The sequence below is a fragment of the Streptomyces sp. NPDC092952 genome, assembly GCF_044754785.1.
Taxonomy (GTDB): Bacteria; Actinomycetota; Actinomycetes; order Streptomycetales; family Streptomycetaceae; genus Streptomyces.
In genome coordinates, this window is sequence record NZ_JBIVPT010000007.1 from 239134 (window position 1) to 259011 (window position 19878).

The 19878-nt window shown below is 72.4% G+C and carries 22 protein-coding genes; 14 read left to right on the plus strand and 8 right to left on the minus strand.

What is annotated here, in order from left to right; translation table 11 throughout:
* Positions 1-102: 102 nt before the first annotated feature.
* Entirely contained in the window at positions 103-1059 is a 957-nt protein-coding gene (locus ACIQGQ_RS19535) for a helix-turn-helix domain-containing protein (protein ID WP_366290354.1), read from the plus strand.
* 110 nt (positions 1060-1169) lie between these two features.
* Positions 1170-2165 carry a type I glyceraldehyde-3-phosphate dehydrogenase gene (gene gap, locus ACIQGQ_RS19540; protein ID WP_402397414.1) on the plus strand — a complete coding sequence of 332 codons (996 nt, stop codon included), beginning with the start codon at positions 1170-1172 and terminating at the stop codon, positions 2163-2165.
* Between the two features lie 123 nt (positions 2166-2288).
* On the opposite strand, the gene ACIQGQ_RS19545 is transcribed toward gap, so the two are convergent.
* From ACIQGQ_RS19545 to ACIQGQ_RS19555, 3 genes are all read right to left on the minus strand, one after another.
* Positions 2289-2894, minus strand: coding sequence for a dihydrofolate reductase family protein (locus tag ACIQGQ_RS19545; protein WP_402397417.1), 606 nt, complete (start codon positions 2892-2894; stop codon positions 2289-2291).
* 157 nt (positions 2895-3051) lie between these two features.
* Entirely contained in the window at positions 3052-3459 is a 408-nt protein-coding gene (locus ACIQGQ_RS19550) for a hypothetical protein (protein WP_402397420.1), read from the minus strand.
* Entirely contained in the window at positions 3428-3619 is a 192-nt protein-coding gene (locus tag ACIQGQ_RS19555; RefSeq protein WP_402397703.1) for a helix-turn-helix transcriptional regulator, read from the minus strand. The genes ACIQGQ_RS19550 and ACIQGQ_RS19555 overlap by 32 nt, the downstream gene beginning before the upstream one ends.
* A gap of 169 nt (positions 3620-3788) precedes the next feature.
* Here ACIQGQ_RS19555 and argC point away from each other — a divergent pair, with 169 nt between their 5' ends.
* The 5 genes from argC to ACIQGQ_RS19580 all read left to right on the plus strand — a co-directional run bounded on the left by argC (position 3789) and on the right by ACIQGQ_RS19580 (position 8729).
* On the plus strand, positions 3789-4817 hold the full coding sequence (gene argC / locus ACIQGQ_RS19560) for an N-acetyl-gamma-glutamyl-phosphate reductase (protein WP_402397423.1): 1029 nt from the start codon (positions 3789-3791) through the stop codon (positions 4815-4817).
* Positions 4818-4905: 88 nt separating this feature from the next.
* Positions 4906-6060 (plus strand): bifunctional glutamate N-acetyltransferase/amino-acid acetyltransferase ArgJ, encoded by a 1155-nt coding sequence (argJ, locus tag ACIQGQ_RS19565; RefSeq protein ID WP_402397425.1) that lies wholly within the window; start codon positions 4906-4908, stop codon positions 6058-6060.
* On the plus strand, positions 6057-6959 hold the full coding sequence (gene argB / locus ACIQGQ_RS19570; protein WP_366290368.1) for an acetylglutamate kinase: 903 nt from the start codon (positions 6057-6059) through the stop codon (positions 6957-6959). The genes argJ and argB overlap by 4 nt, the downstream gene beginning before the upstream one ends.
* Complete coding sequence (locus ACIQGQ_RS19575) at positions 6956-8143, plus strand: acetylornithine transaminase (protein ID WP_402397427.1); 1188 nt, start codon at positions 6956-6958, stop codon at positions 8141-8143. Before argB ends, ACIQGQ_RS19575 begins: the two co-directional genes overlap by 4 nt.
* Positions 8144-8192: 49 nt before the next feature.
* A complete protein-coding gene (locus tag ACIQGQ_RS19580; RefSeq protein ID WP_366290374.1) occupies positions 8193-8729 on the plus strand; it encodes an arginine repressor in 537 nt (178 codons plus the stop codon).
* Between the two features lie 21 nt (positions 8730-8750).
* On the opposite strand, the gene ACIQGQ_RS19585 is transcribed toward ACIQGQ_RS19580, so the two are convergent.
* Positions 8751-9452, minus strand: a complete 702-nt coding sequence (locus tag ACIQGQ_RS19585) for a L,D-transpeptidase (protein ID WP_402397431.1) — start codon at positions 9450-9452, stop codon at positions 8751-8753.
* Between the two features lie 55 nt (positions 9453-9507).
* The gene (locus ACIQGQ_RS19590; protein ID WP_402397433.1) at positions 9508-10122 is read right to left on the minus strand and encodes a pyridoxamine 5'-phosphate oxidase family protein; all 615 of its coding nucleotides are present in this window, start codon (positions 10120-10122) and stop codon (positions 9508-9510) included.
* A 256-nt stretch (positions 10123-10378) separates the two neighbouring features.
* On the opposite strand from ACIQGQ_RS19590, the gene argH reads away from it, so the two are divergent.
* The 4 genes from argH (at position 10379) to ACIQGQ_RS19610 (ending at position 15245) form a co-directional block, all read left to right on the plus strand.
* On the plus strand, positions 10379-11812 hold the full coding sequence (gene argH / locus ACIQGQ_RS19595) for an argininosuccinate lyase (protein WP_402397435.1): 1434 nt from the start codon (positions 10379-10381) through the stop codon (positions 11810-11812).
* Positions 11813-11933: 121 nt separating this feature from the next.
* Positions 11934-12905, plus strand: coding sequence for an aldo/keto reductase (locus ACIQGQ_RS19600; protein WP_402397438.1), 972 nt, complete (start codon positions 11934-11936; stop codon positions 12903-12905).
* A 250-nt stretch (positions 12906-13155) separates the two neighbouring features.
* Positions 13156-13707, plus strand: a complete 552-nt coding sequence (locus ACIQGQ_RS19605) for a TetR/AcrR family transcriptional regulator (RefSeq protein WP_385210752.1) — start codon at positions 13156-13158, stop codon at positions 13705-13707.
* Positions 13704-15245, plus strand: coding sequence for an MFS transporter (locus tag ACIQGQ_RS19610; protein ID WP_402397441.1), 1542 nt, complete (start codon positions 13704-13706; stop codon positions 15243-15245). Before ACIQGQ_RS19605 ends, ACIQGQ_RS19610 begins: the two co-directional genes overlap by 4 nt.
* 67 nt (positions 15246-15312) lie before the next feature.
* On the opposite strand, the gene ACIQGQ_RS19615 is transcribed toward ACIQGQ_RS19610, so the two are convergent.
* Positions 15313-15984: a lysophospholipid acyltransferase family protein gene (locus tag ACIQGQ_RS19615; RefSeq protein WP_352277505.1), complete on the minus strand. Its 672-nt coding sequence runs from the start codon at positions 15982-15984 to the stop codon at positions 15313-15315.
* 234 nt (positions 15985-16218) lie between these two features.
* Here ACIQGQ_RS19615 and ACIQGQ_RS19620 point away from each other — a divergent pair, with 234 nt between their 5' ends.
* The 3 genes from ACIQGQ_RS19620 to ACIQGQ_RS19630 all read left to right on the plus strand — a co-directional run bounded on the left by ACIQGQ_RS19620 (position 16219) and on the right by ACIQGQ_RS19630 (position 18579).
* Positions 16219-17379, plus strand: coding sequence for a glycerophosphodiester phosphodiesterase (locus tag ACIQGQ_RS19620; RefSeq protein ID WP_402397443.1), 1161 nt, complete (start codon positions 16219-16221; stop codon positions 17377-17379).
* Positions 17380-17472: 93 nt separating this feature from the next.
* The gene (locus ACIQGQ_RS19625; RefSeq protein ID WP_402397446.1) at positions 17473-18039 is read left to right on the plus strand and encodes a sigma-70 family RNA polymerase sigma factor; all 567 of its coding nucleotides are present in this window, start codon (positions 17473-17475) and stop codon (positions 18037-18039) included.
* 36 nt (positions 18040-18075) lie between these two features.
* Entirely contained in the window at positions 18076-18579 is a 504-nt protein-coding gene (locus tag ACIQGQ_RS19630; RefSeq protein ID WP_402397448.1) for a GNAT family N-acetyltransferase, read from the plus strand.
* Positions 18580-18589: 10 nt separating this feature from the next.
* On the opposite strand, the gene ACIQGQ_RS19635 is transcribed toward ACIQGQ_RS19630, so the two are convergent.
* Positions 18590-19030 (minus strand): hypothetical protein, encoded by a 441-nt coding sequence (locus ACIQGQ_RS19635; protein WP_402397451.1) that lies wholly within the window; start codon positions 19028-19030, stop codon positions 18590-18592.
* Positions 19031-19032: 2 nt separating this feature from the next.
* Positions 19033-19392 (minus strand): hypothetical protein, encoded by a 360-nt coding sequence (locus ACIQGQ_RS19640; protein WP_352277498.1) that lies wholly within the window; start codon positions 19390-19392, stop codon positions 19033-19035.
* Positions 19393-19878 lie beyond the last annotated feature (486 nt).

Here is a 19878-nt window from a genome sequence, read left to right on the forward strand (position 1 = left end):
CCCATCCTGACATCGAGGGGTCCGGGGTCGTCGGCCGGGCGGGGATATTCGGCTCCCACCTGCGAAGACCGGGGGCGGTGCGCCCCACGTAACCTCTCTTGCGTGTCCGTCTCCCGCCTGCACCGCGTCGCCGTCCTCGTACTCGAAGGGGCGAAGCCGCTCGACGTCGGCATCCCCGCGCAGGTCTTCTCGACCCGCGCGAGCATGCCGTACGAGGTACGGGTGTGCGGGGCCGCGCCGGGGCTCGTGACCGGCGGGGACGGTCTGTCCTACGGCGTCACCCACGGCCTCGACGCGCTCGGGTGGGCCGACATCGTCTTCGTGCCCGGCTACCGCTTCCCGGACCGGGAGGACCCCCCTCGGGCCGTCGTCGAGGCGCTGATCGCCGCCCACGCCCGGGGCGCGCGGCTCGCCGCCATCTCGACGGGCGCCTTCGCGCTCGCCGCCACGGGCCTGCTCGACGGCAGGCGCGCCACGACGCACTGGCACTACGCGCGGGCGCTGGCGGCCCGGCACCCGCTCGTCCGGGTGGACGAGAACGTGCTCTTCGTCGACGAGGGCAGCGTGCTGACGTCGGCCGGCGCCGCCTCGGGCATCGACCTGTGCCTGCACATCCTCCGCGGCGACCTCGGCGTGGCCGCGTCCAACCACGCGGCCCGGCGGCTCGTCGCGGCCCCCTACCGCAGCGGCGGCCAGGCGCAGTACGTGCCGCGCAGCGTGCCCGAACCGCTCGGCGAGCGGTTCGCCGCCACCCGCGAATGGGCGCTCCACCGGCTCGGCCGGCCCCTCACCCTGGAGGCGCTCGCCCGGCACGCCGCGGTGTCGCCGCGCACGTTCTCGCGCCGCTTCGTCGAGGACACCGGGTACACGCCGATGCAGTGGATCATGCGCGCCCGCGTCGACCTGGCCCGTGAGCTGCTGGAGCGTTCGGAGCGGAGTGTCGAGCAGATCGCCACCGACGTGGGCCTCGGCACCGGTGCCAACCTGCGGCTGCACTTCCAGCGGATCCTCGGCACGACGCCCAGCGAGTACCGGCGCACCTTCACCAAGGGGGAGTAGGCCGGGGAGGGGCGCGCGTGGCGAGATCCTTGTGAACCGTGGCGATCGTGCCGCTGTCGCGGGCGGGCGCGGCGCGCGAGATTGGGTGGCGAACCGAAGGGACACCATTCATGACTCGCATCGCCATCAACGGATTCGGCCGCATCGGACGCAATGTGCTCCGCGCCCTGTTGGAGCGCGAGACCGCCCTTGAGGTCGTCGCCGTCAACGACCTCACGGAGCCCACCGCCCTCGCCCGGCTGCTCGCCTACGACTCGACGTCCGGCCGGCTCGGCCGCCCGGTGAGCGTCGAGGGGGACGTCCTCGTCGTGGACGGCCGCCGCATCAAGGTGCTGGCCGAGCGCGAGCCGGCGCAGCTGCCGTGGGCCGAGCTCGGTGTCGACATCGTCCTGGAGGCCACCGGCCGTTTCACCTCGGCGAAGGCCGCCCGCGTCCACCTCGACGCCGGTGCGAAGAAGGTGCTGGTCAGCGCCCCGTCGGACGGTGCGGACGTCACGCTCGCGTACGGGGTCAACACCGACGCCTACGACCCGGACGTGCACACGGTCGTCTCGAACGCCTCCTGCACCACCAACGCGCTGGCGCCCCTGGCCTCGGTGCTCGACGAGCTCGCCGGCATCGAGCACGGCTTCATGACGACGGTGCACGCCTACACGCAGGAGCAGAACCTCCAGGACGGCCCGCACCGCGACCCGCGCCGGGCCCGCGCCGCCGGCGTCAACATCGTGCCGACCACGACCGGCGCCGCCAAGGCGATCGGCCTCGTGCTGCCGAACCTCGACGGCAAGCTGTCGGGCGACTCGATCCGCGTACCGGTCCCGGTCGGCTCGATCGTCGAGCTCAACACGACCGTCGCCCGCGACGTGACGCTCGACGAGGTGCTGGCGGCGTACCGCACCGCCGCGCAGGGCCCGCTCGCCGGTGTGCTGGAGTACTCCGAGGACCCGCTGGTCTCGTCCGACATCACGGGCAACCCGGCCTCGTCGATCTTCGACTCGGCCCTCACCCGCGTCGACGGCCGCCACGTCAAGGTCGTCGCCTGGTACGACAACGAGTGGGGCTTCTCGAACCGCGTGATCGACACGCTCCAGCTCCTCGCGGGCTGACCGGCTGCCGGGGCGGGACACCGCCCCGGCAGCCGCCTCCCCCGCACGCCCCGGTCGGCCGCCCGCGCCGACCGGGGCGTTCTGCCGTCACGGCCGTGGAGAGCTCCACATGGACGGGCGTCGTCACGCGGGGGCGCCGAGCGGCGGGTGCTCCAGGACGCGGGGCCTGTACTCGACCAGCTGGATGCGGCCGTCGAAGGTGCGGTGGCCGATCATGTCGAGGGCGACGTCCGGATATCCGTCGTAGACGCGTTCGTCACCCGTGGCCCCGGTGATCACCGGGAACATCACGACCCGGAAGCGGTCGACGAGTCCGGCCCGCAGGAGGGACCGGCAGAGGCTGAGGCTGCCGACCGTGCGGAGAAGCCCCGAGCCGCTCGACTTCATGGCGCGGACCGCCCCGACGGCGCCGTCGCGGACGATGGTGGTGTTGGCCCAGGTCAGCGGCTCCTTGAGCGAGGAGGAGAAGACCACCCTGGGCGCCCGCGTGAGCTCGTCGACGGACGCCTCCTCCTCGGGCCTGAACCCGTCCTGGCCGCCCGGGACCTCGCCCGCGGCGAATCCCGACATCAGGCGGTAGGTGTTCGCCCCCATCAGACAGGTGGCCCCGGGCTGCTCGCCGAGCCACGCGAGGTACTCCGGGCCCTCCAGGCCCCAGAACCCGGGCCATCCCTCCCCCGACGCGTAGCCGTCGAGCGAGGTGATGAAGTCGACGAGAAGCTCGGACATGGCGGAGTCCTTTCCTGGGGTGTCACGAGCTTGGACCGGCCGGGAGCCGCGAACTCATCGGCCGGGTTCCGGGAAACGCTCGGCGTGACGCGGCCTGGACGGGGCTGTGCGGCCGGTCGGGCACGCGGTGGCGGGACGGGTCCCGGGCGACGGCTTCTCAGGTGTGCCGGGACCAGAAGGCGGCGAACGCGATGTAGGAGACGGCGGCGGTGGCCACGAACCAGAAGTAGGGATCACCGCTCCGCCCGGATGCCAGGTCACCGATGAAGGCGCCGAGATTTCCCACGGTGAGCACCACGCCGGTACCGGCCCATGCCCGCCCCCCGATCCGCGCGAAGCGCTCGTCGGGAACCTTCTCGGTGAGACCCTGATAGGTCTCGTTGCGGCGCCCCAGCAGCACCAGGGTGAGACTGCAGGCCGCCAGGATCCCGAACGTCACCAGGCCTAGAGCCGGGCGGCCGCCGAAAGCGGCGGCGACCAGGCAGCCGGCCCCGACGGCGAGGAAGAAGCCGGGGACGGACCACCTGGCCGTGCTACTGGTCGTCTGCCGGGCTCTCATCGACATGGAACATCTCCTCAACGCTGACCTCGAAGAACTTCGCCATGGCCATGGCGAGCGGCAGGGAAGGTGTGTACCGCCCGGTCTCGATGGCGTTGATCGTCTGCCGTGAGACTCCGAGGGCCGTGCCCAGTCGGCCCTGGGAGAGTCCTCGTGATGACCGCAGTTCCCTGACGCTGTTTCGCACGTGTAAAGCTTACTTGTCACCTCTCGGTGGATGTCAAGTACGCTTTACATGCGTGATGGATCCGTGGGCGGAGGCCCGCCCGAGGCCGAATAGCTTTGCATAAAAGTGCAGTGTTGCGTATAGTCATGCCATCGACGAGGAGGTTCCGATGGTGGTACGCGCAGCGGTGGCAGGGGCGAGCGGATACGCCGGAGGGGAGCTGCTCCGTCTTCTGCTGGTCCATCCCGGGGTCGAGATCGGGGCGCTCACGGCCAACTCCAACGCGGGGCAGCGGCTCGGTGGGCTCCAGCCGCATCTGCGGCCCCTCGCGGACCGGGTGCTGCAACCGACCACCCCCGAGGTCCTCGCCGGGCACGACGTGGTCTTCCTCGCCCTCCCGCACGGCCAGTCCGCCGCCGTCGCCGAACAGCTGGGCGACGACGTACTGGTCGTGGACATGGGTGCCGACTTCCGGCTCAGGGACGCCGGGGACTGGGAGCGGTTCTACGGATCCCCGCACGCCGGGACCTGGCCCTACGGCCTGCCCGAGCTGCCCGGCGGCCGCCCGGCGCTCACCGGCACCAAGCGGATCGCGGTGCCCGGCTGCTACCCGACCGCCGTCTCGCTCGCGCTCTTCCCCGCGTACGCGGCCGGGCTGGCCGAGCCCGAGGCCGTGATCGTCGCCGCCTCCGGCACCTCCGGGGCGGGCAAGGCGGCCAAGCCGCACCTGCTCGGCTCCGAGGTGATGGGCAACATGTCCCCGTACGGCGTCGGCGGCGCCCACCGGCACACGCCCGAGATGATCCAGAACCTCAGCGCCGCGGCCGGCGAGCCGGTCACCGTCTCCTTCACGCCGACCCTGGCGCCCATGCCCCGCGGCATCCTCGCCACCTGCAGCGCGAAGGCGAAGCCCGGGGTGAGCGCCGAAACGGTCCGCGAGGCGTACGCGAAGGCGTTCGCCGACGAACCCTTCGTGGACCTGCTCCCCGAGGGCCAGTGGCCCGCCACGGCGGCCGTCCACGGTTCCAACGCCGTACAGATCCAGGTCGCCCTCGATGCGGCCGCGGGCCGGATCATCGTGGTCAGCGCCATCGACAACCTCACCAAGGGCACCGCCGGCGGCGCCCTGCAGAGCATGAACATCGCCCTCGGACTGCCCGAGGAGACAGGCCTCTCCACCATCGGAGTCGCTCCGTGAGCGACGGCGGCACGACCGCCGGCCTGGGTACGACCACGAATGCCGCGCCACCGCAGTGCGCGGTCGGAGAAGCGAACGAGGAGATGCAGTGAGCGTCACGGCAGCACAGGGGTTCTCCGCGGCGGGTGTCGCCGCGGGGATCAAGGAGAGCGGCAACCCGGACCTGGCCCTGGTGGTCAACCACGGTCCGCGTCGCGCCGCCGCGGGCGTCTTCACCTCCAACCGGGTCAAGGCCGCCCCGGTCCTCTGGTCGGAGCAGGTCCTCAAGGGCGGCGAGGTCACCGCCGTCGTCCTCAACTCCGGCGGCGCCAACGCCTGTACGGGCCCGAAGGGCTTCCAGGACACCCACGCCACCGCCGAGAAGGCCGCCGAGGTCCTCACCGGCCACAACGCCGGTGAGATCGCGGTCGCCTCGACCGGGCTGATCGGCATGCTGCTCCCGATGGACAAGCTGCTGCCCGGTATCGAGAAGGCCGCCGCCGCCCTCAGCGAGCACGGCGGCGAGAAGGCCGCCATCGCGATCAAGACCACCGACACGGTCCACAAGACCGCCGTCGCCGGCGGCGAGGGCTGGACCGTCGGCGGCATGGCCAAGGGCGCGGGCATGCTCGCCCCCGGCCTCGCCACCATGCTGGTCGTCCTCACCACCGACGCCGACGTGGACGCCGCCGGACTCGACTCCGCGCTGCGCGCCGCCACCCGTACCACCTTCGACCGGATCGACTCCGACGGCTGCATGTCGACCAACGACACCGTGCTGCTGCTGGCCTCCGGGGCGAGCGGCACCACCCCGGAGCAGGACGAGTTCGCCGAGGCCGTACGGGCGGTCTGCGCCGACCTCGCCCGGCAGCTCATCGGGGACGCCGAGGGCGCCTCCAAGGACATCCGGATCGAGGTCGTGAACGCCGCGACCGAGGACGACGCCGTCGAGGTGGGCCGCTCCATCGCCCGCAACAACCTCCTCAAGTGCGCCATCCACGGCGAGGACCCCAACTGGGGCCGGGTGCTCTCCGCGATCGGCACCACGAGGGCCGCGTTCGAGCCCGACGAGCTGAACGTCGCCATCAACGGCGTCTGGGTCTGCAGGAACGGCGGCGTCGGCGAGGACCGCGACCTGGTCGACATGCGCTACCGGGAGGTCACCATCACCGCCGACCTCGCCGCGGGCACCGAGTCCGCCGTCATCTGGGCCAACGACCTCACCGCGGACTACGTCCACGAGAACAGCGCGTACAGCTCATGAGTGCCACGCGGAAGCACACCGCCCTCCCGAAGGCCGAGATCCTCATCGAAGCGCTGCCCTGGCTGACCCGGCACAACGGCAGGACCGTCGTCATCAAGTTCGGCGGCAACGCCATGGTCGACGACGAGCTGAAGGCCGCGTTCGCCCAGGACGTGGTCTTCCTGCGCCAGGCCGGTCTCAAGCCCGTCGTCGTGCACGGCGGCGGACCGCAGATCAGCGCGCAGCTCGACAAGCAGGGCCTGGTCAGCGAGTTCAAGGCCGGGCTGCGGGTCACCACGCCCGAGGCGATGGACGTCGTACGGATGGTGCTGGCCGGACAGGTGCAGCGCGAGCTCGTCGGGCTGCTCAACCAGCACGGACCGCTCGCCGTCGGCATCACCGGCGAGGACGCCCACACGATCACCGCCGTCCAGCACCGGCCGACCATCGACGGCGAATCCGTCGACATCGGCCGGGTCGGGGAGATCACCGCCATCGACACCGGGGCGATCCGCGCCCTGCTGGACGACGGCCGCATTCCGGTCGTCTCCTCCATCGCCCGCTCCGCCGACGACCACCACGTCTACAACGTCAACGCCGACACCGCGGCCGCGGCCCTCGCCGCCGCGCTCGGCGCCGAGACGCTGATGGTCCTCACCGACGTCGAGGGCCTCTACGAGGACTGGCCCCACAGCGACGACGTCATCAGCCGGCTCACCGCCTCCGAGCTGGAGAAGCTGCTGCCGGAGCTGTCCAGCGGCATGGTGCCGAAGATGCAGGGCTGCCTGCACGCCGTACGCAACGGCGTCGAGACCGCCCGGGTGATCGACGGCCGGGTCCAGCACTCGATCCTGCTGGAGATCTTCACCGACGAGGGAATCGGCACGATGGTCGTGCCCGACGCGCAGGGGGAGTCATGACCAACCAGGAACTCGCACAGCGGTGGAACCACGCGCTGATGGACAACTACGGGACGCCGCGGCTGCCCCTGGTCCGCGGCGAGGGCGCCCGGGTCTGGGACGCCGACGGCACCGAGTACCTCGACTTCGTCGGCGGCATCGCGGTGAACGCGCTGGGCCACGCCCACCCCGCCGTCGTGGCGGCGGTCTCCGCGCAGATCGCCTCCCTCGGCCATGTCTCCAACCTCTTCGTCGCCGAACCGCCCGTCGCCCTCGCCGAACGGCTGCTCCAGCTCTTCGGCCGCGAGGGCCGGGTCTACTTCGCCAACTCCGGCGCCGAGGCCAACGAGGCCGCCTTCAAGATCGGGCGGCTGACCGGGCGGACTCACATGGTCGCCACCGACGGCGGCTTCCACGGCCGGACCATGGGCGCGCTCGCCCTCACCGGCCAGCCCGCCAAGCGCGAGCCGTTCGTCCCGCTGCCCGGCGACGTCACGCACGTCCCGTACGGGGACGCCGACGCGCTGCGGGCCGCCGTCACCACCGACACCGCGCTGGTGATCATCGAGCCCATCCAGGGCGAGAACGGCGTGGTCGTGCCGCCCGCCGGATACCTGGAGGCCGCCCGCGAGATCACCCGGGCCACCGGCACCCTGCTCGTCCTCGACGAGGTGCAGACCGGCATCGGCCGCTGCGGCCAGTGGTTCGAGCACCAGGCCCACCAGGGCGTCGAGCCCGATGTCGTCACCCTCGCCAAGGGGCTGGGCGGCGGGCTGCCGATCGGCGCGGCGGTGGCCTTCGGCCCGGCGGCCGAGCTGCTGAAGCCGGGCCAGCACGGCACGACCTTCGGCGGCAACCCGGTGGCCTGCGCGGCCGGGCTGGCCGTCCTGGACACCCTGGCCGCCGACGGCGCCCTGGACCGGGTCAAGCGGATCGGCGAGAAGATCCGCGCCGGGGTGGAGGCCCTCGGGCACCCGCTGGTCTCCCACGTCCGCGGCGCCGGACTGCTGCTGGGTATCGTGCTCACCGAACCGCTCGCGCCCCAGGCGCAGCAGGCGGCCCAGGAGGCCGGGATCCTGGTCAACGCACCCGCCCCCGACGTCGTGCGGCTGATGCCGCCGCTGATCATCGGCGAGGCGGAGGCGGACGCGCTGCTCCGGGCGCTGCCCGGCATCCTCGACGCGGCGAGCGCGGCGCGGGCGTAAGAGAAGACGGCACGAGGGGACGGACGATCCGGACAATGAGGCGACGACGATGACCGAGGCGCAGGACACCGAGCACGGTGGGCCGTCCGTGCCGCAGACCCGCACCGCGCGCCACCGCCGGATCGTGGACATCCTGAACCGGCAGCCGGTGCGCTCGCAGAGCCAGCTGGCCAAGCTCCTCGCCGACGACGGGCTGAGCGTCACCCAGGCGACGCTCTCCCGGGACCTGGACGAGCTGGGCGCGGTGAAGATCCGCAACACCGGCGGCGAGCTGATCTACGCGGTGCCCAGCGAGGGCGGATTCCGCACCCCGCAGGCACCGCTGGGCGGCTCGGCGAAGGAGGAGCGGATGCGGCGCCTCTCCGCCGAACTGCTCATCTCCGCGGAGGCCTCGGCCAACCTCGTGGTGCTGCGCACGCCCCCGGGCGCCGCCCAGTTCCTCGCCTCGGCCATCGACCAGGCCGAACTGCACGACATCCTCGGCACCATCGCGGGCGACGACACCCTGATGCTGATCAGCCGGGACCCGGCGGGCGGCCAGGCGCTCGCCGACCACCTGCTGCGGCTGGCCCAGAACGAGCGCTGAGCCGCCCGGCGCCCGTACCGGTCAGTAGCGCGTGATCGCCGTCGGGCCGGACCGGGTGCCGATCGCGATGTGCGGGCGGCGGGCCGGATCCGCCCAGCGCAGGATCCGGTCCATCGCCTCCGCCGGCACCGAGACACAGCCGGCGGTCGCACCGCGCCCGTTCACGTGGAGGAAGATCCCGGCGCCCCGCCCCCGTACCGGGCGCCGGTAGTTGAAGCCGATGACGAGTGCCCGGGCGTACTGCGTCCGGTACTCGATCAGGTGCTCCGCCTCGCCCGCCCGGCAGTCCGCTGGCCGGGGCTCCACCCAGCGGTTGTAGGCCCGCGCCGCGTTGTCCTGGCACCACCACGAGTCGTCGCCGACCGGGCGGTACGGGTAGGCGGTGCCGGCCGGTGCGGGGCCGGTGCCGAAGGCGTACGGCAGGTCGTACAGGCCGGTGGGGGTGGTGTCGGTGCTCTGCTTCCGGGTCGCCCCCTCGGCCAGGCCCTTCGCGCCGAAGCGGGCCGGTGCCGAGCCCTCGCGCACCCAGGTGCCCCGGCGCAGGCTCCACCAGGCGACGGTGCCGGTGGTGGAGCCCCCGGCCGGGGCCTCGGCCGTGATCAGCTGACCGCCGCCGCCGGTGTCGGCCAGCCGGGCCGGGAGCGGGGGTCCGGCGGCGGGCCGGGCCGCGACCGTGCCCGCCAGCGCGAGCAGTACCGAGAGGACGACCATGGGTCTGCGCATGCCCGGACGGTAGGCCCGGTGGCCGCGCGGCGCACGCCGGTCTGCTCCGTACGGCTCAGTGCTGCCGCGCCGCGTCCCGGTCCGCCGGCGGCAGCGGGGGCAGCGGGAGCGGCAGCCCCGGCAGCCCGTCGATGCTGGTGGCGATGTGCTCCTTCTTCTCGAAGTACGCGCCGAGCGAGGCGTCGTCCTCGCGGGCGAACCGCCGCGCGTGCAGCGGCCGGTCCTCGTCGTACGACATGAACGGCACCCCGTAGCCGCAGGTGTCCCGGATCAGCTCGGCGTGCACCACGATGACGGCGCGCAGCCCGTGGAGGGTCGGGTCCACGCCCGGGAAGTGGGCGAGCAGCGGGACGAACCGGGGGTCGTCCCGGAAGACCGGCTCGCCCCGGCCGTGCACCCGCACGATGTTCGGCGGTCCCTGGAAGGCGCACCACATCAGCGTGATCCGGCCGTTCTCGCGCAGGTGGGCGACGGTCTCCGCGTTGCTCCCGGCGAAGTCCAGGTAGGCCACGGTCCGTTCGTCGACGACGGCGAACGAGCCGCTGACGCCCTTGGGTGAGAGGTTGACGGTGCCCTCGCCGTCCAGCGGCGCCGTCGCGGTGAAGAAGATGTGCTGTTCCTCGATGAAGGTCCTGAGCCGTCCGTCTATGCGTTCGTAGGTTTTCCCCATGGTGGCCATTGTCCGTGGCGGCGGGGACGGCGGCAGGGGGTTTCCGGCTGGTGGGACGGCGGTGTCCGGGACGGACCGGGCACACCACGGCTTTGACAAAAAATACAGAGGTCTGCATAGTTATGCCTATCGGTGACCGTCGAAGGGCGCGACGGAGCGTGACCTCGCCCGATCCCCGGCAGTTACGTCACCGCCTCCCGGCCCTCGCGCGGGCGGCGGTCGCACACCCACCACCTGTTCTCCCGAGGAGCACGCAGTGAGCAACGGCAACGGCACCAGCGACGTACGCCTCTGGGGCGCCCGCTTCGCCGACGGTCCGGCCGAGGCGCTGGCCAGGCTGTCCGCCTCCGTCCACTTCGACTGGCGGCTCGCGCCGTACGACATCGCCGGCTCCCGCGCCCACGCGCGCGTCCTGAACAAGGCGGGCCTGCTCACCGAGGACGAGCTGATCCGCATGCTCGACGGCCTCGACCGGCTCGAAGCCGATGTCGCCGACGGCTCCTTCACCGGCACCATCGCCGACGAGGACGTGCACACCGCCCTGGAGCGCGGGCTGCTGGAGCGCCTCGGCCCCGACCTCGGCGGCAAGCTGCGGGCCGGCCGCTCCCGCAACGACCAGATCGCCACGCTCTTCCGGATGTACCTGCGCGACCACGCCCGGATCATCGGCGGGCTGATCGCCGACCTCCAGGTCGCCCTGGTCGGCCTCGCGGAGGCGCACCCGGACGTCGCGATGCCCGGCCGCACCCACCTCCAGCACGCCCAGCCGGTGCTCTTCGCCCACCACGTGCTGGCCCACGCCCAGGCGCTGTCCCGGGACGCCGAGCGGCTGCGCGAGTGGGACCGGCGGACCGCCGTCTCCCCGTACGGCTCCGGCGCCCTGGCGGGTTCGTCGCTCGGGCTGGACCCGGAGGCGGTCGCCGCCGACCTCGGTTTCGAACGCGGTTCGGTCGGCAACTCCATCGACGGGACGGCCTCCCGCGACTTCGTCGCCGAGTTCGCCTTCATCACCGCGATGATCGGGGTGAACCTCTCCCGGATCGCCGAGGAGGTCATCATCTGGAACACGAAGGAGTTCTCCTTCGTCACCCTGGACGACGCCTTCTCCACCGGCTCCTCGATCATGCCGCAGAAGAAGAACCCGGACATCGCCGAGCTGGCCCGCGGCAAGTCCGGCCGGCTCATCGGCAACCTGACGGGCCTGATGGCCACGTTGAAGGCGCTGCCGCTCGCGTACAACCGCGACCTCCAGGAGGACAAGGAGCCGGTCTTCGACTCCTGCGACCAGCTGGAGATCCTGCTGCCCGCCTTCACCGGCATGATGGCCACCCTCACCGTCAACCGCGCCCGCATGGAGGAACTGGCCCCGGCCGGTTTCTCGCTCGCCACCGACGTCGCCGAATGGCTGGTCAAGCAGGGGGTGCCGTTCCGGGTCGCCCACGAGGTGGCCGGCGAGTGCGTCAAGGAGTGCGAGCGCCACGGCATCGAGCTCGACGAGCTGACCGACGAGCAGTTCGCCAAGATCTCCGAGCACCTCACCCCCGAGGTCCGCACGGTGCTCAACGTCCCGGGCGCGCTCGCCTCCCGCGACGGCCGCGGCGGTACGGCCCCCTCGGCGGTGGCCGTGCAGCTCGACGAGGTCCGGGCCGACCTCGCGGTCCAGCAGGCCTGGGCCGTCGAGAAGCGGTAGGAATCCGTCGGGAGACCGTGCCGGAGGGCGGGGAGCGGCCAGTGCGCTCCCCGCCCTCCGGTTTCCGCGGGCTGGGTTACGTTGGCGGGGGAGCGCACCCGACCGACGAGGAGCCCTGACGATGCCTTTCGCCCGGCTGGCCACAGCGACGACCCCGACCGCCCACATCGGGCTCGGCCTGGCCGCGGTCGGCAGGCCCGGCTACATCAACCTCCACCGGGACCGGGACCTGCCCGCCGACCGGAGCGTCGAGGCGCTGCGCGCCCGCACCCACGAGCTGCTCGACGCCGCCTACGCGCAGGGTGTCCGCTACGTCGACGCGGCCCGCTCCTACGGTCGTTCGGAGGAGTTCCTGGCCGACTGGCTGCGGGTCCACCCCGAGGCGGACGACCTCGTCATCGGCAGCAAGTGGGGCTACACGTACACCGCGGGCTGGAGCGTCGAGGCCGAGGACCACGAGGTGAAGGACCACGGCCTGACCACCTTCCTGCGCCAGCGGGCCGAGACCGACACCCTGCTCGGCGAGCGGCTCGACCTGTACCAGATCCACTCGGTCACCCCCGACAGCCCGGCCCTCACCGACAAGGAGCTGCACGCGCGGCTGGCCGGGCTCGCCGCGGAGGGGGTCAGCGTGGGGCTGTCGACCAGTGGACCCGGCCAGGCCGAGGCGATCCGGGCCGCCCTCACCGTCACCGTCGACGGCGAACCGCTCTTCCGTACCGTCCAGGCCACCTACAACGCCCTGGAGACCTCCGCCGGGGCGGCGCTCGCCGAGGCACGGGCCGCCGGACTCACCGTGATCGTCAAGGAGGCCATGGCCAACGGACGCCTCGCCGGTACGCAGGCCCCCGCCGTCGTCCAGGAGATCGCCGCCGAAGCGGGCCTCGGCAGCGACGCGGTGGCCCTGGCCTTCGTGCTGCACCAGCCCTGGGCCGGAGTGGTGCTCTCCGGCGCGGCCACCGTCGAGCAGCTCGCCGGGAACCTGCACGCGCCCCTCGTCGACCTCGGCCCCGAGCGGCGCGCCCGGCTGGACGCGCTGGTGGAGGAGCCCGAGGCGTACTGGCGCCACCGCGCCGGACTCCGCTGGAACTGATCGCGGACCGGCTGTGACGGGGAGCCTGCCGTCGTCCCGACGCGCGAGGGCGGGCGCCTCCCGGTCCCGGTGCGCACGATCGGCCGGGAGCGGATCACCGGGATGTCCGTGATCAACGGCCCGGCGGGACTCCGCGGTCTTGACCCGACGCTCCCCGGCGACGGGGCCGTCCCCTCCGGATCCGCTGGGTGTGCGGGATCCGACCGGCCCACATGAGACGTCAATGTCTCATGTGGGTTATGGTTGTCTCATGAGTCTCGATCGTGAGCAGGTGCTGCGCAGCGCCGCCGCCCTGCTGACCCGCAAGTCGACCGCCACCATGGACGAGGTCGCCCGCGCCGCCGGTATCGGCCGCGCCACCCTGCACCGGCACTTCGCCGGGCGGGACGCGCTGGTCAGGGCGCTGGAGGAGCTGGGCATCCGGGAGGTCGAGGCGGCCCTGGACACCGCCGCGCTCGACGAGGGCCCGGCACCGGACGCGCTGCGCCGTCTCGTCGCGGCCATCGAGCCCAGCGCCGGGCTCCTCTCCTTCCTGGTCACCGAGAACCAGCTCTTCGAGGGCGACGCGGTGAACGAGGGCTGGAGCCGCCTGGACGCCCGGGTGGCCGCCTTCTTCCGGAGCGGCCAGGAGCGCGGCGAATTCCGGATCGACCTCACCCCCGCCTGGCTGACCGAGGCGTTCTACGGACTCGTCTCGTCCGGCGCCTGGGCCGTCCAGGCGGGCAGCGTCGCGAGCCAGGACTTCCAGTACATGATCACCGAGCTGATGCTCGGTGGAGCACGCCGGAGCGTGGAGAAATGAGCCTGACCGAACAGCGCGTCCAGGGAACGGAGGAGCTGCGCCCCGGACGGTGGATCGCACTTGCCGTGCTCGTCCTGGCCGTGCTGCTCGTGGCGATCGACGCCACCGTCCTCGGACTGGCGACCCCCTTCCTCACCGAGGACCTCGAACCGACCGGTACCCAGCTGCTGTGGATCGGCGACATCTACTCCTTCGTCATCGCCGGACTGCTGGTCTCGATGGGCAGCCTCGGTGACCGGATCGGCCGCAAGAAGCTGCTGCTCAGCGGCGCGATCGCGTTCGGCGCGGTCTCCGTGCTCAACGCCTACGCGCACACCCCCGGGATGATGATCCTGGCGCGGGCGCTGCTCGGTGTGGCGGGTGCCACGCTGATGCCGTCCACGCTCGCCCTGATCCGCAACCTCTTCCACGACCCGCGCGAACGCAGCCTGGCCATCGGGATCTGGGGTGCGATGGCCTCGGCGGGCGCGGCCGTCGGACCCGTGGTCGGCGGGCTCCTGCTGGAGCACTTCTGGTGGGGCTCGGTCTTCCTGATCAACCTGCCGGTCATGGCGGTCCTCGTGGTCGTCGGCGCGAAGATGATCCCCGAGTCGAAGAACCCGGTCCCGGGCCCCTGGGACCTGATCAGCGTCGGGCTCTCCGTCATCGGCATGATCGGTGTCGTCTACACCGTCAAGGAGCTGGCGGCGCACGGCCCGGACCCGGTGACGGTCCTCGCCGGCGTCGTCGGCGCGGCCGCGCTCTGCTGGTTCGTCCGCAGGCAGCTCACGCTCCCCGCGCCGCTGCTGGACATGCGGCTCTTCCGCCACCGGGGCTTCTCGGGCGCGGTGGTGGCCGATCTGCTGACCATCCTCGGCCTGTCCGGGCTCGTCTTCTTCCTGTCCCAGTTCTTCCAGCTGGTGCAGGGGCGCGGTCCGCTGGAGGCCGGGCTCGCCGAACTGCCCGCGGCCGTCGGGGCGGTCGTCGCCGGTCTGATCGCCGGGCGGGCGGCCCGCCGCTTCTCGGTCCGCTCGGTGGTGAGCGGCGGCCTCGCGGCGATCGGCCTGGCGCTCGCCGCCGTCACCGTGCTCGACCAGCAGACCGCCTATCCGCTGATGGGCGCCGTGCTGCTCGTCGTCGGCGCGGGTGCGGGCTTCGCCTTCACCGTCACCTCCGACGTGATCCTCTCCAGCGTCCCGAAGGAGCAGGCGGGCGCCGCGGGAGCCGTCTCGGAGACGGCGTACGAGCTCGGCGCGGCCCTCGGCATCGCCCTGCTCGGCTCCATCGTCACCGGCGTCTACCAGACGTTCGACACCCCGGACGGCGTTCCGGCCGGACCCGCCGCCGCGGCCCACGAATCGCTCGGCGGCGCGGTCGAGGCGTCCCACGGCCTGCCGGCCGGGCAGGCGGCGGAACTGGTCGCCGCGGCACAGGAGTCGTTCCTCTCCGGGCTGCAACTGGCCGCGGGCGTCGGCGCGGCGGTCCTCCTCGCGACGGCGGTGGCCGCCTGGTTCCTGCTGCGCGGTCAGAAGCTGGAGGACGGCGCCGCGCACCACTGACGCGACACGGCGAAGGGCCCGCACCACCGTTCGGGTGGTACGGGCCCTTCGCCGGGTGCGCGCGGGCTCAGGCGGCCTTCGCCTTCGTGGCGTACATGTCGACGTACTCCTGACCGGACAGCCGCATCACCTCGGCCATCACGGAGTCGGTCACCGCCCGCAGCACATAGCGGTCGCGGTCCATTCCCTCGTACCGGGAGAACTCCATCGGCTCACCGAACCGGACCGTCACCTTCCCGGGGCGCGGCAGGCCCGACCCGCCCGGCTGGAGCTTGTCCGTGCCGATCATCGCGAACGGCACCACGGGCGCCCCCGTCATCAGGGTCAGCCGGGCGATGCCCGTACGGCCCCGGTACAGCCGGCCGTCGGGGGAGCGGGTGCCCTCGGGGTAGATCGCGAACGCCTTGCCCTCCTCCAGCACCCGACGGCCCGTCATCAGCGCCGCGACCCCGCCGCGGCCGCCGTCCCGGTCCACCGGGATCATGCCGCAGCCGGTGAAGAACCAGGCCATCGCCCGGCCCTTGAGCCCCTTGCCGGTCACGTACTCGTCCTTGCCGATGTAGAACACCGGCCGGTCGCAGCAGATCGGCATGATCATCGAGTCGATGAACGTCAGATGGTTGCCCGCCAGGATCACCGGACCGTCCCCGGGGATGTTCTCCACGCCCTCCACCTGCGGGCGGAACATCAGGCGCAAGATCGGTCCGAGCACTGCCTTGATGAGTGCGTGACGGGACAACGGTTCCTCCGGTGTAGCGGCCGGGCCGGCCGGGGCGCGGGATCGTGACGGTCCATGCAGGTGAGGACGATACTCGCGGGAACTCACTCTCCGCACATCGGGTTCACGGAGCGGATACCCGGTGGTGACACGAGTTTGCGCCATGTTCGCCCAGGTGCCGTCCCCGCGACGGAGAGGCTGCCTACGCTCGGGCCCCGCCCGACAGGTGCGACACATCACACGCGAGGAGCATCCATGACTGAGCGCGCGCAGACCGGTCCCGGCCGCAGGGCCATGCTGGGAGCGGGAGCCGCCGTACTGGGCACGGCCGCCCTGGGGCTGTCCGCCACTCCGGCCGCCGCCGGCCCCGCGGCGAAGCCCGGCGGGCACGGCTTCCGCCTCGACCTGCCGGTCCCCACGGTCATCGGGCACCGCGGCACCAGCGGCTACCGCCCCGAGCACACCCTGGGCTCCTACCAGCTGGCCCTCGACATGGGCGCGCACGTCGTCGAGCAGGACCTGGTGCCGACCAAGGACGGCCACCTCGTCTGCCGCCACGAGAACGACATCACCGCCACCACCGACGTCGCCGACCACCCGGAGTTCGCGAGCCGCCGGACCACGAAGAAGGTCGACGGCACCTCCCTCACCGGCTGGTTCACCGAGGACTTCACCCTCGCCGAGCTGAAGACCCTCCGCGCCAAGGAGCGCATCCCCGGCACCCGGCAGAAGAACACGCTCTACGACGGCCGCTGGGACGTCCCCACCTTCGAGGAGGTCCTGCGCTGGGCCGACCGCGAGGGCCGCAGGCGCGGCAAGCCCGTCTGGCTGTACGTCGAGACCAAGCACCCCACCTACTTCCGGGGCCTCGGCCTCGGCCTCGAAGAGCCGCTCGCCAAGCTGCTGCGCCGCTACCACCTGCACCGCAAGCAGTCCCCGGTCATCCTCCAGTCCTTCGAGCCCGGCAGCATCCAGCGGCTCGCCCGGCTCGTCGGGACCCCGCGCGTCGTGCTGCTCTCCGGCGCGGGCGAGCGCCCCTGGGACTTCGTCACCTCCGGCGACCCGCGCACCGTGGCGGACCTGGTGAAGCCCGAGGGGCTGAAGTGGATGGCCTCCTACGCCCAGGGCATCGGCCCCACCCTGGACCTGGTCATCCCCAAGGACTCCGCCGGCCGGCTCACCACGCCGACCACCCTGGTCCGGGACGCGCACGCCCAGGGCCTCGTCCTGCACCCCTACACCATGCGCAACGAGAACACCTTCCTGCCCGCCGACTTCCGGCGCGGCACCGACCCCAACGCCTACGGCGACGCTTTCGGCGCGTTCCAGGCGTACTTTGCCACCGGCATCGACGGGATCTTCTCCGACAACCCGGACACGGCCCTGCTCGCCGCGGCGGACTTCACCGCCAAGTGACACCGGCGTCACCGTCCGACCGGGGCGTACCCCGGTCGGGTGGTGCTCGCCCGGCCCGGCAACCGGTCGCGCGCCCGGGCGCGTTGGCCGGTCATGAACTTTTCCGATGATGTCTCCACGGGCCCGGTGCCCGTACCCGCGTCCGTCGTCCGGGCCCTGCGCCCGCTGGTGAGCGCCGAGGCCGTCGCCGAGGCGGCCGCCTCGGCGACGGGTGCCGCGATCGAACCGGCCGACCTCGAACAGGCCGTCTGGCTCCGGCTGCTGGAGCGGTTCGCAGGGGAGGGGCCGCCGGTGGACCCGGCCCGCTGGGTGCGGACCGCCGTACGGGGCGAGGCCCGCCGGGCCCGCCGTACCGTGCGGCGCGAACGGCCCTTCCGGGACGACACGGCCCCCGACCCCGGCGGCTGCCCCGAACGGCTCGCCCTCGGCGCCGACGAACGCAGGGCGCTGCGCGCGGCGGTGGAACGGCTGCCCGGCCGGTGCGCCCGGCTCTTAGCGGCCCTGCTGGCGCCCGGTGACCCGACCTACCGGGAAATCGCAGGGAAGTTGGGTATGTCACAGGGGAGTTTGGGCCCGATCCGTTCCCGTTGCCTTGGATGTCTGCGCAGAATGCTCGCGGCGGAGGTTGCGGCTCCTGAACTGCGGGGAAAGGAGCGTTAGACAACCGATGGATCAGGTGGGCGGAGGCATGCGCAGATGGGCATGAGCGTGATCATCTCGACGGCGACGGCACAGGACGCCGAAGAGATCCTGAAGCTCCAGTACCTCTGTTTCCAGAGCGAGGCGGAGCTGTACGGGAACTACCGGATCGCCCCGCTGGTCGAGAGCCTCGACGCGCTGCGCGCCGAGATCGCCACCGGCCTGGTGTGCGTGGCGCGGCTGGGCGACGAGGTCGTCGGAACGGTCCGCGGGGCCGTCGGCGAGGACGGTACGGGTGAGATCGGCCGACTCTGCGTCCACCCCCGGCTCCAGGGCCACGGCCTCGGTGCCCGGCTGCTGCGCGCGGCGGAGAAGGGGCTCGCCGACGAGCGGGCGACCACCCGCTTCCGGCTGCACACCGGCCACCGCAGCGAGGGCAACCTGCGGCTCTACCGCCGGGCCGGCTACGCCCCGGTGGGCAACGAGACCGGCCGGGACGGCGTCCTGATGATCCTCCTGGAGAAGGACGCCGGCCGTCCCGCCTACGTGGCCAGCGCCTGAGCCCGAGCCGTCACGCCCGACGGGCGCGGCGCAGCCAGATCATCCCGGTGACCGGCAGGATCACCGGGATGAACAGGTAACCCATCCCGAACTCGGACCAGACGGTGGCGTCCGCGAACGCCGAGGGCTCCACCATCGTCCACACCCCGACGACCAGCACACCGAGCAGCTCCGCCGCACAGCACACCAGCGCGCTCCGGCGGGCCCTCTCGCCCCCGCGCACCAGCGAGTACGTGATGAACCCGTACACGAGCGCGGCGACGGCCGACAGCACGTAGGCCAGCGGTGCCTTCCCGAAGTCCAGGATCATCTGGACGATCGAGCGGGAGGCGGCCGCGACGGTGAACACCCCGTAGAACCAGACCAGCACCCGGCCGGGGCCGGCGCCGAGGTCGAAGGGCTGCTTCTCGGCGGTGCCGGTGGGCGCGGCGGTGCGATCGGTGTCGGTCACGGTCAGTTTCCCCAGATGTCGTAGAGCCGTACTTCGAGGACGGCCAGCACGACCGCGCCCGCCGCCACCGTCACCGAGCCCCAGCGGGTCCGTTCGGTCAGCGACAGGAATCCGGCCGCGGGCACCGCGAGGAAGGACCCGATCAGATACGCGATGAAGATCGTCATGCCCTGCTCGGGCCGCTCGCCCCGGGACAGCTGCACGATGCCCACCACCAGCTGGGCCAGCGCCAGCAGCGAGACCACGGCCATGCCGATGAAGTGCCAGTCCTTGGTGGGCTGGTCCCGGTAGGCGGCGAATCCGCACCAGGCGGCGAGGGCGAGCGCGGTCACGGCGACCGCGACCGTCAGGGCGACAAGCATGGAGCGAGGGTATTACGGACCAAACGGCCTCCCGCGTGCGCCCCCGCCCGGTGGAGGCCGTTTGGTCCGCGACGGCGGCGCGCGCCGTGGCCTTGACCACAGAACGGACGCCTCCCGCGCCGCCCGGAGCCCCGGCCGCCGCCCCCTCGTGCGGTGCATCACCGCAGGTCACGGCCTTGCCGATGGTGAATTCCGGTCACGGTGCTCCCGGGCCGCCCTCGCGTCCACGACTGTCCGCTATTCGGACAGTCCGGCTCGGTGGAGCGTGGCGTCTGTTTTACTTGGCTCCATGACCACGACGAGCGAACGCATCCTTGCGACCGAGGCGGACACGACGCCCGGTGCTCGTTGTATGTGTCGAATGCGCACCTTCTGAGGGTCCACGCCTGAGTCTCGCGCCCCGAAGCGAGACCGAGCCCCAGCCGTCCGCACCCAGCGGAACGAGCCTGCCCCTGCGCCGCCGCCCGGCCCCGTGCCATGCCAGGC

Excerpts from the sequence above, each read along its gene's own strand:
- gap (WP_402397414.1), top strand. The coding sequence starts at position 1,170 with ATGACTCGCATCGCCATCAACGGATTCGGCCGCATCGGACGCAATGTG.
- ACIQGQ_RS19545 (WP_402397417.1), bottom strand. The coding sequence starts at position 2,894 with ATGTCCGAGCTTCTCGTCGACTTCATCACCTCGCTCGACGGCTACGCG.
- ACIQGQ_RS19550 (WP_402397420.1), bottom strand. The coding sequence starts at position 3,459 with ATGTCGATGAGAGCCCGGCAGACGACCAGTAGCACGGCCAGGTGGTCC.
- argC (WP_402397423.1), top strand. The coding sequence starts at position 3,789 with ATGGTGGTACGCGCAGCGGTGGCAGGGGCGAGCGGATACGCCGGAGGG.
- argB (WP_366290368.1), top strand. The coding sequence starts at position 6,057 with ATGAGTGCCACGCGGAAGCACACCGCCCTCCCGAAGGCCGAGATCCTC.
- ACIQGQ_RS19575 (WP_402397427.1), top strand. The coding sequence starts at position 6,956 with ATGACCAACCAGGAACTCGCACAGCGGTGGAACCACGCGCTGATGGAC.
- ACIQGQ_RS19580 (WP_366290374.1), top strand. The coding sequence starts at position 8,193 with ATGACCGAGGCGCAGGACACCGAGCACGGTGGGCCGTCCGTGCCGCAG.
- ACIQGQ_RS19585 (WP_402397431.1), bottom strand. The coding sequence starts at position 9,452 with ATGCGCAGACCCATGGTCGTCCTCTCGGTACTGCTCGCGCTGGCGGGC.
- ACIQGQ_RS19590 (WP_402397433.1), bottom strand. The coding sequence starts at position 10,122 with ATGGGGAAAACCTACGAACGCATAGACGGACGGCTCAGGACCTTCATC.
- ACIQGQ_RS19600 (WP_402397438.1), top strand. The coding sequence starts at position 11,934 with ATGCCTTTCGCCCGGCTGGCCACAGCGACGACCCCGACCGCCCACATC.
- ACIQGQ_RS19605 (WP_385210752.1), top strand. The coding sequence starts at position 13,156 with ATGAGTCTCGATCGTGAGCAGGTGCTGCGCAGCGCCGCCGCCCTGCTG.
- ACIQGQ_RS19610 (WP_402397441.1), top strand. The coding sequence starts at position 13,704 with ATGAGCCTGACCGAACAGCGCGTCCAGGGAACGGAGGAGCTGCGCCCC.
- ACIQGQ_RS19620 (WP_402397443.1), top strand. The coding sequence starts at position 16,219 with ATGACTGAGCGCGCGCAGACCGGTCCCGGCCGCAGGGCCATGCTGGGA.
- ACIQGQ_RS19625 (WP_402397446.1), top strand. The coding sequence starts at position 17,473 with ATGAACTTTTCCGATGATGTCTCCACGGGCCCGGTGCCCGTACCCGCG.
- ACIQGQ_RS19630 (WP_402397448.1), top strand. The coding sequence starts at position 18,076 with ATGGGCATGAGCGTGATCATCTCGACGGCGACGGCACAGGACGCCGAA.
- ACIQGQ_RS19640 (WP_352277498.1), bottom strand. The coding sequence starts at position 19,392 with ATGCTTGTCGCCCTGACGGTCGCGGTCGCCGTGACCGCGCTCGCCCTC.